This window comes from Salinimicrobium soli (assembly GCF_048323655.1).
In the GTDB taxonomy this organism is placed as follows: domain Bacteria; phylum Bacteroidota; class Bacteroidia; order Flavobacteriales; family Flavobacteriaceae; genus Salinimicrobium; species Salinimicrobium soli.
In genome coordinates this window covers 265,579-278,156 of the sequence record NZ_JBLUWW010000001.1, presented here as the reverse complement: position 1 = coordinate 278,156, position 12,578 = coordinate 265,579, and the positions used below count along the sequence as shown (strand labels likewise).

General features: G+C 41.6%; 11 protein-coding genes. 6 read left to right on the top strand and 5 right to left on the bottom strand.

What is annotated here, in order from left to right; genetic code table 11:
* Positions 1-8 precede the first annotated feature (8 nt).
* Positions 9-1,193 (top strand): hypothetical protein, encoded by a 1,185-nt coding sequence (locus ACNORC_RS01325; protein WP_418333776.1) that lies wholly within the window; start codon positions 9-11, stop codon positions 1,191-1,193.
* 75 nt (positions 1,194-1,268) lie between these two features.
* On the opposite strand, the gene radA is transcribed toward ACNORC_RS01325, so the two are convergent.
* From radA to panC, 5 genes are read right to left on the bottom strand one after another with little or no spacing between them, the layout of a single operon-like run.
* Entirely contained in the window at positions 1,269-2,636 is a 1,368-nt protein-coding gene (radA, locus tag ACNORC_RS01320; protein ID WP_418333775.1) for a DNA repair protein RadA, read from the bottom strand.
* A 29-nt stretch (positions 2,637-2,665) separates the two neighbouring features.
* Positions 2,666-3,811: an alpha/beta hydrolase gene (locus ACNORC_RS01315; RefSeq protein ID WP_418333774.1), complete on the bottom strand. Its 1,146-nt coding sequence runs from the start codon at positions 3,809-3,811 to the stop codon at positions 2,666-2,668.
* Positions 3,812-3,848: 37 nt separating this feature from the next.
* Positions 3,849-4,817 carry a lysylphosphatidylglycerol synthase transmembrane domain-containing protein gene (locus tag ACNORC_RS01310; protein ID WP_418333773.1) on the bottom strand — a complete coding sequence of 323 codons (969 nt, stop codon included), beginning with the start codon at positions 4,815-4,817 and terminating at the stop codon, positions 3,849-3,851.
* Positions 4,818-5,168: an aspartate 1-decarboxylase gene (panD, locus tag ACNORC_RS01305; RefSeq protein WP_418333772.1), complete on the bottom strand. Its 351-nt coding sequence runs from the start codon at positions 5,166-5,168 to the stop codon at positions 4,818-4,820.
* 6 nt (positions 5,169-5,174) lie between these two features.
* Positions 5,175-6,029, bottom strand: a complete 855-nt coding sequence (gene panC, locus ACNORC_RS01300; protein WP_418333771.1) for a pantoate--beta-alanine ligase — start codon at positions 6,027-6,029, stop codon at positions 5,175-5,177.
* 109 nt (positions 6,030-6,138) lie between these two features.
* Here panC and ACNORC_RS01295 point away from each other — a divergent pair, with 109 nt between their 5' ends.
* From ACNORC_RS01295 to ACNORC_RS01275, 5 genes are all read left to right on the top strand, one after another.
* Positions 6,139-6,948 carry a glycogen/starch synthase gene (locus tag ACNORC_RS01295; RefSeq protein ID WP_418333770.1) on the top strand — a complete coding sequence of 270 codons (810 nt, stop codon included), beginning with the start codon at positions 6,139-6,141 and terminating at the stop codon, positions 6,946-6,948.
* A gap of 16 nt (positions 6,949-6,964) precedes the next feature.
* Complete coding sequence (gene bamH, locus ACNORC_RS01290) at positions 6,965-8,536, top strand: BamH family beta-barrel-assembly machinery protein (RefSeq protein ID WP_418333769.1); 1,572 nt, start codon at positions 6,965-6,967, stop codon at positions 8,534-8,536.
* Positions 8,537-8,539: 3 nt separating this feature from the next.
* On the top strand, positions 8,540-10,387 hold the full coding sequence (gene glmS / locus ACNORC_RS01285; RefSeq protein ID WP_418333768.1) for a glutamine--fructose-6-phosphate transaminase (isomerizing): 1,848 nt from the start codon (positions 8,540-8,542) through the stop codon (positions 10,385-10,387).
* A 253-nt stretch (positions 10,388-10,640) separates the two neighbouring features.
* On the top strand, positions 10,641-12,152 hold the full coding sequence (gene atpD, locus ACNORC_RS01280) for a F0F1 ATP synthase subunit beta (RefSeq protein WP_418333767.1): 1,512 nt from the start codon (positions 10,641-10,643) through the stop codon (positions 12,150-12,152).
* 75 nt (positions 12,153-12,227) lie between these two features.
* Positions 12,228-12,518 carry a FoF1 ATP synthase subunit delta/epsilon gene (locus ACNORC_RS01275; RefSeq protein ID WP_418333766.1) on the top strand — a complete coding sequence of 97 codons (291 nt, stop codon included), beginning with the start codon at positions 12,228-12,230 and terminating at the stop codon, positions 12,516-12,518.
* Positions 12,519-12,578 lie beyond the last annotated feature (60 nt).

The window sequence follows — 12,578 nt, the reverse complement described above, 5'->3', positions numbered from 1 at the left end:
TACAAACCATGAAACAAAAACTACTTCTTCTAGCCGGGATACTTGTTCTTGCTTCTTGCAGCAGTGTTAAGCGAAGCCAACGGGCACTCAATCAAGGGGACTATAATGAGGCTATCGCTATTGCGGTTGGAAAACTTCAGAAAGACAAGACCAAAAAAGGTAATCAGGAGCATATACTTATTCTGGAAACTGCTTATAAAAAGATGACCGAGGCAGAGAAAAAGCGAATTGCTTTTCTGAAAAAGGATGGGAATCCGGCGAACAACAGGGAGATCTATCGTATCTATTCCAGGCTGGACAGGATCCAGAACAGCATTCTTCCATTATTGCCGCTTTATATCGGAGAAAACGGAAGAGAGGCCAGGTTTAGGATCACAGATTATTCTGCAGAGTTATTAGATTCCAAAAATGCGTTTGCAGAGACTCTTTACCAGGAGGGACAGTTTTTAATGCAACAGAACGATAAATTGTCTTTTAGAAGGGCGCATTCGGTTTTATCAGAGTTACAAAATCTCTCTCCCAATTATAAGGATACAAGGGATCTGCTTGAGGAATCACATTTCATGGGAACCGATTTTGTGCTTGTGGAACTGCATAATCAAACTCCTTTTGTGATCCCGAGAAGACTGGAAACCGAGCTTCTTGATTTTGACACCTACGGGCTGGATGATTTTTGGACTGAATATCATGCGTTCAGAAACCGGGAATACAAATATGATTTCGCGGTTAATCTCAATTTCCGGGAGATCTTTATTTCTCCGGAAAGAGTACTGGAAAGGGAAATTCCTTTGGAGGCAGAGGTGCTTGACGGGTACACTTATAAAAAGGATCGCAAAGGGGAATTTGTCTTGGATAGTCTGGGCAACAAGATCAAAATTGAAAATTATGTAAAGGTTAGGGGAACGCTCTACAAGACCATTCAAACCAAATCTTTGGCTTTAGAAGGTAAAGTGGATTACCTGGATCTTGAAAGAAATCGCTTGATGAACAGCTATCCGCTGGAAACTGAATTTGTTTTCGAGAATGTATTTGCCAGATTTAAAGGGGATGAGCGTCTATTAACTAATGAAGATAAAGTTTTGCTGAGGAATCATTTTGTGCCGTTTCCCAGCAACGAACAAATGCTTGTGGACGCATCTGAAGATATTAAAGGGCGACTGTATCCCATCTTAAAAAGGAATAAGCTGAGGTAATTTTCTCAGTTCTCACCATCGAAAAAGGCCTTCATTTGAAGGCCTTTTTCTTTTTCTATGTTTAACATGATTTGCTTACCCAAACAAGTAACTCACCACATCCTCGATCTTTGAAACCTTTTGGATGGTAATATTGTAATTGTCTTTCGGGATTTTACTCTGCTTGGATACCATGATGCTCGTAAAACCGAGTTTTTCGGCTTCCAGAATTCGTTGTTCGACCCGGGTCACCGGTCGTACTTCACCTGCCAGTCCTACTTCTGCCGCGAAACAAATATCCTTGGGAACTGCTATATCTTCGTTGGAAGAGAGAATGGCTGCAACAACAGCGAGATCCAAAGCAGGATCGTCAACAGAGATTCCGCCGGTGATATTCAGAAATACGTCTTTTGCACCTAATCTAAAACCTGCCCTTTTCTCAAGTACAGCCAGCAGCATGTTAAGGCGTTTTGAGTTATATCCGGTAGCCGAGCGCTGCGGAGTTCCATAAACGGCAGTACTTACCAGGGCCTGTATTTCGATCATTAAAGGACGCATCCCTTCAAGAGTAGCCGCGATAGCAGTTCCGCTGAGGTCTTCTTCGTTCTTCGAAATTAGTATTTCACTGGGATTACTTACCTCCCGAAGTCCGTTCCCCTGCATTTCATAAATACCGAGTTCATTGGTAGATCCAAACCTGTTTTTATGGGCCCGAAGAATGCGGTAAACATGATTACGGTCGCCTTCAAACTGAAGTACTGTATCCACCATGTGTTCCAGTACCTTGGGTCCGGCGATACTTCCTTCTTTGGTTATATGACCAATAAGAATGACCGGAGTAGCCGTTTCCTTGGCAAACTTTATTAACTCTGCAGTACATTCCCTGATCTGCGAAATGCTGCCGGGGCTGCTTTCAATATAATCACTGTGCAGCGTTTGAATGGAGTCTATAATAACGATCTCGGGCTCCAGTTTTTCTATCTGCTGAAAGATATTCTGGGTCTTTGTTTCTGTAAGTATATAGCAGTTTCCCGGGGAAGGATTGATGCGCTCTGCACGCATTTTTATTTGTTGTTGGCTTTCCTCTCCGGAAACGTAGAGTGTCCGGTAGTTTAAGTATAAAGAAATTTGAAGCAGCAGGGTGCTTTTCCCAATTCCGGGTTCGCCACCAAGAAGGGTGAGTGAACCGGGAACAATACCCCCACCCAAAACACGATCAAGCTCCTGGTTATTGGTAGTGAGCCGCTCTTCTTTGGAAGTTTCTATTTCTGAAACCCTTAAAGGACGGGCTGCTTTTTTGGCATTTTTGACTCCTGCTGAAGATTTCCAGCTCTGTTTCTCTTCCTTTTGCAGCACTTCTTCCACCAGAGTATTCCACTCCCTGCAGGAGGTACATTGGCCCTGCCATTTGGTATGTTGTGTTCCGCAATTCTGACAAAAGAAGGAGGTCTTCGTCTTGGCCATTGGTGTTATATCTTGAGGATTTTGAAATGCTAATAACCGAAATCTTCTTTAATTAGCTCGGCTTTTTTAAGCATAAAATCCACCGTAATGAACCCGACTTCTTCCTGCCCGTAAGCACTCTGGTAGGTCTTCATTGCTTTCTTGGGGCGACCGTTCTCCTCGAAAGCCCGCGCCTGATAATAGGTTCCTAACATCAACTTGGGATATTGATCTTTTGCTATGTCTCCAAGCTTCTCCAGTTCATCCCATTTATTGTGGTCTTCCAGTACTTTGCCAATAGCCATAAAATCATTAATCCGGATCTTCTTTTTGATCCTGTATTGGTCCTGAATTTTACTGTACTTCTTGTTTAGGTACTCCAGAGCAGAATCTTCTGATGCCACCAATTCATCATATTCTTTAAGACTAATAGGCGGATAGCCTTCAAAAATAAATTCTAAAGCTACCGGAAGTGCCCGGCCAATCAGAGAATAGTGGGTGGCTTCCTGTACCTCTACAAAAGCATATTTTAGGTTCTCGTTTTGTACAGCGGAAAGTTTAGAATTTAGACCCTGAATCTCATTTTTAAGACTTTTAATATCATCAGAAGCCGTTGCGAGGAAAAACCAGGTTGGTCGTTCTGCGGAACTCAATGCGGTAGTGAGCCTATCGGCCATTTCAGGAGAAAGGTCCGGGCTAAAGTTAATATAGGCCTGAAAAATGGGTACAGGCTTTAGCAGGTAATAATTCAGGAAATTGGCAGTAATATCATGTCCTGCTACAGCAGTGAATTTAGAAGTTCGGTAACTGGTATCCAGGAATGGGAGTAATTCCATGCCCAGAAATTCAAAGAATTTTGCGCCTTTATCTTCAGGAAGGTACCGCTGGTTATCATAAGCAGTATCCTCTCTTCGGCTATTAGCCTGATTTATTCCAACAACGATGGCTTCGGGCATCTCGTCCCAATAGGAGTAGTAGTCAACACTTCCGGCCATGGGTTCAAAAAGATAATCTCCATCCAGAACGAGAATGAGGGGATAGGTTTTATCTTTGTTTTCCTCATAATTCCGTGGTAACTGAATTTTTAATTCGCGGCTGCTACCTAATTTGGAAGAGTTGAAGGTCTTGTAAATAGTTTGCGAGCTTACTAGCTGGGTAACAAAGAAAACTGCAGAAAAAAGCAAAAATTTATACATAGGCTTCAGGTGTTTTTCCTAAAGCAATATAAAATATTTATTTCTTCTGGTTCAGGAGAGGCAATAATAATAGCGAGAGTCCGCCCAGGACTATAACCAGTAAGGTTTGGGAGCCCCAAAGGATCCACCCGAAGGCTTCGCCGGCTTGCTGATTTATTCCGAAGAGTAAAAGTACAGCGCCCATGGCAATAGGATAAACGCCAATCCCGCCATTAGTGGTTGAAATTGCAAAGGTGCCAACTATGAAAGCGGCCATGATCGCTGCAACCGATAGGTCCGTAGTTTCGGGAATGGAGAATTTGATCACGTAGAACATGAGCAGGTACATCAACCAAATGAAGACAGTATGAAACAGAAAGGCTATCTTTTGTTTCATTTTTAGGATACTCCTCATACCTTCCAGTAAGCCGCGGGCAAATTTCCTAACCTTGAGAATCAGATGGTGCTGGGAATTTTTGATGATGCGAAGAACTATGATACCTGCCAAGACTGCGATCAACAAAACACCAATTGATAAAAATGGATTAATGTCGTGGCTTTGGAAATAATGTAATAAGCCTTCAGTTTGAATCAGGAAACTGAAGATTACGATCAACAGTAACATTAGTAGATCGGCAATCCTTTCGGAAACTATGGTGCCAAAGGCTTTTTCAAAAGGTATCTTTTCGTAAGTGGAAATGGTGGCGCCGCGAAGTACTTCACCCGATCTTGGCACTCCCAGATTGGCTAAATATCCGCCCATGACGGCCATAAAGCTATTTGCAAATTTGGGGTCATACCCCATTGGCTGTAAAAGGAATTTCCATCGATAGGCTCTGGAAAGGTGTGAAAGCAAACCCAAGAATAATGAAAGGACCACCCATTTTCCATCGGCGAGCTTTATGTTGTTCCACAATTCTGCCCTTTCGGCAGGAGTAGCTGTAGAGAGGGAATACCAAATGAGAAAAACTCCCAGTAAAAGAGGGAGTACGGTTTTGGCAATTTTAACGAGCCGCTTTCTGGACAATTATTTCAGTAGATTGGTTTCTTCGTCTGGAAAGACCAAAGCAGGTTTAAAGTCTTTAGCTGCCTCAAATTCCATGATGGCGTAGGTGATTAGAATAAGAACGTCACCTTTTGCCACTTTTCGGGCTGCCGCTCCGTTCAGGGTGATTTCGCCGCTACCTCTCGTGCCGGGAATGGCATAAGTTTCAAGTCGCTCTCCATTGTTGTTGTTAACGATCTGGACCTTCTCTCCTTCAACTATGTTTGCAGCATCCATAAGATCCTCATCAATGGTAATACTTCCAATATAATTAAGATCTGCGCCGGTTACTTTTACCCTGTGAATTTTTGATTTAACAACGTGAATTTGCATGCCTGCCTAATTTAAAGCTATATTATCAATTAATCTTACATCTCCAAAATATGCAGCAATGAAAGCGCGGTACTTTTGACCATTTTCTCTTTGCTGAATACTCTCCAGGGTATCTGCATTAGCTATCTCAAAGTATTCAAGTTCAATAGCCGGGTGATTTTTAAATTCTTCTTCTACCCAGGACGCTATCTCATTTGCACTTTTTGTGCCAAAATCTTCTTTCGTCTTTTGCAGGACCCTAAAGATAAACGATGCGGTTTGTCGGTCTTCTGCGCTCAACCTTTCATTTCTTGAACTTCTCGCAAGACCAGAGGTTTCACGATGAATAGGACAACCGACGATCTCTATTGGAAGATCTAATTTTTCAACAAGTTTTTTGATGATCTGAAGCTGTTGGTAATCTTTCTCCCCAAAAAAGGCTTTATCGGGTTCTACCATCTCAAAAAGCTTTTTTACAATAGTCCCGACTCCATTGAAATGGCCATCCCTGAATTTGCCTTCCATCTGGTATTCGAGTCCGTCGAATGAAAATTTTTCTGAGACCACTTCATTCCCGTAGATCTCTGAGGCGGGAGGGGAGAAAATAATAATATCACGATCGTTTTCCAACTGGGAAATGCGCATCACGTCATCTTCAAAAGTGCGCGGGTATTTCTCCAGGTCGTTTGGATTATCAAACTGCGTGGGATTCACAAAGATGCTTACCACCACTGTATCACAGGAAGATAGCGCTTCCTCGATCAACGAAAGATGGCCTTCGTGAAGGGCCCCCATAGTAGGTACAAATCCTATACTTAACCCTTCCTTTTTGAAAGCAGTAATCTGGTTTTTCAGAGCCTGCTTCTCCTTAAAAATCTGCATCTTATTGTAAAATTAACAGCGTGCAAACTTAAGATAATACTCGCAATCTGCATAAAATTTTGTAATTTTGCGTGTTTTTTATTCACAACAGCATTAAAGCAGTGACCTTATGAAAGATAAGAGGATATTGTACGTATCATCTGAAGTAATACCCTATTTACCCGAAACCGAAATTTCATCTATGTCTTTTGAAGCCCCCAGAATGGTTAATAACCAGGGTGGACAAATACGTATTTTTATGCCGCGTTTTGGGAATATTAACGAACGCAGACATCAATTACATGAAGTGATCAGGCTTTCGGGGATGAATCTGGTGATCAACGACCTTGATATGCCTCTTATTATTAAAGTAGCTTCCATTCCAAAAGAGCGAATGCAGGTATATTTTATCGATAATGAAGATTACTTTAAAAGAAAAGCAACATTGACCGATGAGGAAGGAAATCTTTTTCCTGACAATGATGAAAGAGCGATATTTTTTGCAAAAGGTGTAATTGAAACTGTTAAAAAACTAAATTGGTCTCCAGATATAATTCATGTGAACGGATGGTTGTCATCCCTGTTACCATTGTATCTGCGGAACTATTACGGGAATGAACCTTTGTTCAGCTCGGCCAAAATTGTTACCTCTGTATACAATCAGGACTTTGATGGCACGTTAGATGCTAGTATGTACAAGAAAGTGTTATTTGACGGATTGGAAAATGAGCAGGTGAAGCATTTGAAGAAACCTTCTTATGTGAATTTAATGAAAACTGCCGTAGATAATTCAGATGCTGCTATTATTGCCGGCGATGACATTCCTGAAGAACTTAAAAAATATCTTGGAAAGATGAGTGTTCCGGTGCTTGAATACAAGAATCGTGAGGAATTCGCTCAGGCTTATCAGGAGTTCTACCAAAACAAAGTTTTATCCTAATTAGAAGTTAATTCGAATGACTATAAAGAATACGATGTTGAAAATAACAACAGTTGTCGCTGTTGTTTTTTCTTTTGTGGCCTGTGAAGACGATTTTGAGACCATTGGAAGTGGTGTGATCGGGGAACCCGGATTTAATACGGGCTTATATGAGGATGCTGAGATTTCAGCGATCAACAATGATCTCGCCCCTGTGCAAACAAACAATCTGCCACTAAATCTCTTAGGGGTTTATACAGATCCGGTTTTTGGATCGCAAAAAGCCAGTATTGTGACGCAGCTGTCAATGGCTCAGACAAATCCTTCCTTCGGAAATCAACCTGAATTGGATAGTGTTGTCTTGACCATTCCCTATTTTTCACACGTTCTTGAGACTTTACAAACAGGAGAAACTGTCTACAAATTGGATTCGGTATACGGTAATTCGGCTATAAAACTGAGCATATTGGAGTCTAATTATTTTCTGAATAATTACGATCCAAGTACCGATTTTGAGCAGGCTCAAAAGTATTATTCAAACCTTACGCCGCAAATAGAAAGCAACCTTACCGGGAACGTTCTTTATCAAAACGATAATTTTCGCCCATCTCCGGCAGAGTTGATCGAGATCAATCCTGGGGCAACAGCTAACAGAGATACTTTGAGATTGGCGCCGCGCATGAGGCTGAAGTTGTCTGTAGACTTCTTTAAATCCAAAATAATTGACATGGAAGGTGCGCCGGAACTGGCAAGCCAGGCAAATTTCAGAAATTATTTCCGAAGCCTTTATTTTAAAGCAGAACAAATCGGCAATAAAGGAAGTATGATGTTATTGAACCTTGCTGAGGTAGATGCAGGAATAATATTGTACTACCGTTCAAAGATAGTTGATGCCACAGATTCTGATGGTGACGGGGATACTACAGATCTTGTTGATGTTAACAAATCTTTCAAGCTTAATTTCGGGCCAACAAAGGTCACCACTTTTGACCAGGAGTCTCCACAATTCACAGAAGGAAACCTTTATCTAAAAGGGGGTGAAGGTTCAATGGCAATAATTGACTTGTTCAGTGGAGCAGATACAGATGGTGATGGAGTTTCAGATGAACTGGAATTTCTTAGGGACAGTGAATGGTTGATCAACGAGGCGAATCTTACTTTTTACGTCAACCGTAACTTTATGACGGGTCTTGATGAACCGGAAAGGATTTATCTATACGATCTGGATAATAGTGCCATCCTTGCTGATTATGTACTTGATGATCCGGGTCAACTCAACTCCCTGACTTCCACCTCAAACGAAAATCATTTAGTACCTTTGAAGCGGGACGAAAGTGGTAAAGGAATTAGTTATAAAGTGAACATTACAGATCATATTAATAACGTGCTCAATAATGAGGAAACTAATGTAAGACTTGGATTAGTCGTTACTCAAAATGTCAACATTGTGGGCAACTCTGCTGTTCTTCAAACAGAAGGGGCTAATGTGCAGAAAATACCGGCAGGATCAGTGATCACACCGCAGGCGACGGTTCTCTATGGGCCAAACGCAGAAGACGCTGATAAGCGTTTGAAACTAAAAATTTATTATACAGAACCAAAGAATTAGATTATGTGTGGAATCGTTGGATATATTGGCCATCGTGAAGCCTATCCCATCGTGTTGAAGGGGCTGCAGAGACTGGAGTATAGAGGCTATGATAGTGCGGGAATCGCATTATTTGATGAGAATGAATTAAAGGTTAGCAAGACCAAAGGAAAGGTAGCTGATCTTAAGAATAAATTAGAGAGTGAGATCAGTACGAAAGGAACACTTGGATTGGGGCATACTCGTTGGGCAACCCACGGGGTGCCTAATGATGTGAATTCACATCCGCATGTTTCCAACTCCGGAAATCTTGTGATCATTCACAACGGGATCATTGAAAACTATGAGTCTCTTAAAAAGGAGCTTACTGCCCGTGGATACGTTTTCCATTCAGATACAGATACCGAGGTTTTGGTTAACCTTATTGAGGATGTAATTAAAAAGGAAGACGTAAAACTTGGAAAGGCGGTTCAGATCGCTCTTAACCAAACTGTGGGAGCCTATGCAATTGCAGTTTTTGACAAGAGAAAATCTAACGAAATAGTGGTGGCCCGTTTGGGTAGTCCGTTAGCTATTGGTGTTGGTGAAGATGAATTCTTCATAGCATCAGATGCGTCTCCATTTATCGAATATACCAACAATGCTATTTACCTGGAAGATGGAGAAATGGCCGTAGTTCGTAGAGGTAAAGGTGTGAAGGTCAGAAAGATCCAGGATGACACCCTGGTAGATCCTTACATACAGGAATTACAGCTCAACCTTGAGCAGATCGAAAAAAATGGTTTTGACCATTTTATGTTGAAAGAGATCTACGAGCAGCCAAGTGCCATAACCGATACTTATCGTGGCCGACTCAATGTTGAGGAAGGGATTATCCGTATGGCCGGGGTTGATGATAATCTTGAGCGTTTTCTGAATGCAAAACGTATCGTGATCGTCGCCTGTGGTACTTCATGGCATGCCGGTCTTGTTGCGGAATACATTTTTGAGGACCTTGCCAGAATACCAGTTGAAGTGGAATATGCTTCAGAATTCAGGTATCGCAATCCTATTATAAATACTGATGACATTGTAATTGCGATTTCCCAAAGTGGGGAGACTGCAGATACCATGGCAGCTATAAAACTTGCAAAGGAAAAAGGCGCTTTCGTCTTTGGAGTTTGTAACGTTGTAGGTTCTTCAATTTCCAGGGAAACTAACGCGGGAGCATATACTCACGCCGGACCTGAAATTGGGGTGGCTTCTACTAAAGCCTTTACAACTCAGATCACGGTTCTAACTTTGATGGCTTTGAAGCTGGCTAAGGCAAAAGGAAGCATTTCAAATTCCGATTTCCATATGCATCTACGTGAGTTGGAGACCATTCCGCACAAGATCGAAGCAGCTTTGGAATCGAATGAGCATATCCAAAAAGTAGCTTTTAAATACAAAGATGCCCGCAACTGCCTGTACCTGGGAAGAGGATTCAATTTCCCTGTTGCACTTGAGGGAGCTTTGAAACTTAAAGAGATCTCCTATATACATGCAGAAGGATATCCGGCTGCAGAGATGAAGCACGGCCCTATCGCCCTTATTGACGAAGAAATGCCGGTTGTGGTAATTGCCACCCGAAAGGGGCATTATGAAAAAGTTGTAAGTAATATTCAGGAGATCAAATCGAGACAAGGTAAGATCATCGGAATTGTTACCGAAGGAGATACCAGTGTAAGGGACCTTGCAGATTATGTGATCGAAGTGCCTGATACTATCGAAGCTCTTACTCCGCTTTTGACAACTATTCCTTTGCAATTGTTGTCTTACCATATCGCGGTAATGCTTGGTAAAAATGTAGATCAGCCAAGAAACCTGGCGAAGTCGGTTACAGTAGAATAATTGTTTTGACAATATAGTTTTTAGACCTGCAGTGCAAACTGCAGGTTTTTTGTTTAGAGTAAATTTTCCGAAGAAGCCTTTAAAAATGGCATTTTTGAGAAGTCTAAAAAAGTTGTGGATTAACTTATAGACTTTTATGCAAAAAAACTATCTTTGCAGCCTGAAAAAGAGAAAGGCCCTTTACAAAAGTTTAGAAGTGGTTAGATGTTCTTTTTTAGGTATTTATAAAAATAAAAATATAAAGGATTAGATAATGTCTAAAGTTACAGGTAAAGTTGCACAAGTTATCGGCCCTGTGGTTGACGTAGCGTTTAACACAGAGAATGCTGAATTACCGAGAATCTACGATTCTTTGGAAATTACCAGAAAAGATGGATCTATATTGGTTCTTGAGGTTCAATCACACATTGGAGAAGATACAGTGAGAACAGTGTCTATGGATTCTACCGATGGATTGAGCCGTGGGGTTGAGGTAGTTGCTACCGGAGCTCCTATTCAAATGCCGATTGGAAAAGATGTGTACGGTCGTTTGTTCAACGTGATCGGGGATGCAATTGACGGTCTTGGAAATTTACCAAAAGCAAATGAAGCTGGTCTTCCTATTCACAGGGAAGCTCCAAAATTTGAAGACTTATCGGTATCTACAGAAGTTCTTTTCACAGGGATCAAGGTAATTGACCTTATTGAGCCTTACGCAAAAGGAGGTAAGATTGGTCTTTTTGGTGGAGCCGGAGTTGGTAAAACCGTATTGATCCAGGAACTTATTAATAACATTGCAAAAGGTCACGGAGGTTTATCTGTATTCGCCGGAGTTGGTGAAAGAACACGTGAAGGAAATGACCTTTTAAGAGAGATGCTTGAATCAGGAATTATCAAGTATGGTGAAGATTTCATGCACTCTATGGAAAATGGTGGATGGGACCTTCAGAAAGTTGATAAAACTGCCTTGAGAGACTCTAAAGCTACTTTCGTATTTGGTCAGATGAACGAACCTCCTGGAGCACGTGCACGTGTAGCCCTTTCAGGTCTTACCATTGCTGAATACTTCCGTGATGGTGCAGGTGAAGGACAGGGGAAAGATGTACTTTTCTTCGTAGATAACATCTTCCGTTTTACACAGGCAGGTTCTGAGGTGTCTGCACTTCTTGGACGTATGCCTTCTGCGGTAGGTTACCAGCCTACACTTGCAACTGAGATGGGTGCGATGCAGGAGCGTATTACTTCTACTAAGAATGGATCTATTACTTCTGTACAGGCGGTTTACGTACCTGCGGATGACCTTACTGACCCGGCGCCGGCAACAACTTTTGCCCACCTGGATGCAACAACAGTACTTTCACGTAAGATTGCCGAGCTAGGTATCTATCCTGCGGTAGATCCTCTTGATTCAACTTCAAGAATTCTTACTGCCGATATTTTAGGAGATGATCACTACAACTGTGCTCAAAGAGTAAAAGAGTTACTACAGAGATATAAAGAGCTTCAGGATATTATCGCCATCCTTGGTATGGAAGAACTTTCTGAAGAAGATAAACTTGCTGTATCACGTGCAAGACGTGTACAACGTTTCCTTTCTCAGCCATTCCACGTAGCTGAACAGTTTACCGGACTTAAAGGAGTATTGGTAGACATTAAAGATACTATCAAAGGTTTCAACATGATCATGGACGGGGAGTTAGATCACCTTCCGGAAGCTGCTTTCAACCTTAAAGGTACTATCGAAGAGGCTATCGAGGCTGGTGAGAAAATGCTTGCTGAAGCTTAATAGAATTGAGTAGTGAGTAGTTAGTATGGTGAGACCGCTAACTACTCAGTACTCAGTACTCAATACTTGAAAAATATGTATTTAGAAATAGTTACTCCGGAAGCGGTCCTGTTAAGCTCAGAAGTTGATTCTGTAAGCGTGCCGGGAATTAACGGGCAATTTCAAATGTTGAACAATCACGCCCCTATTGTTTCTGTTCTTGGGAAAGGTGAGATCAAAGTATTTACTCATTCCAAGGCTGTGAATAGCGAGGAAATTTCCAAACTATTCACCAGGGATCAGAAAGATAATAAGATCCTTGTACTTTCTGTTGAAGGCGGAGTGGTTGAAATGAAAGACAATAAAGTCATAGTTCTGGCGGACTAATTCCTTCCAGAATATTTTAGAAATAAAAAAACCTGTTGTGAAAACAACAGGTTTTTTGTT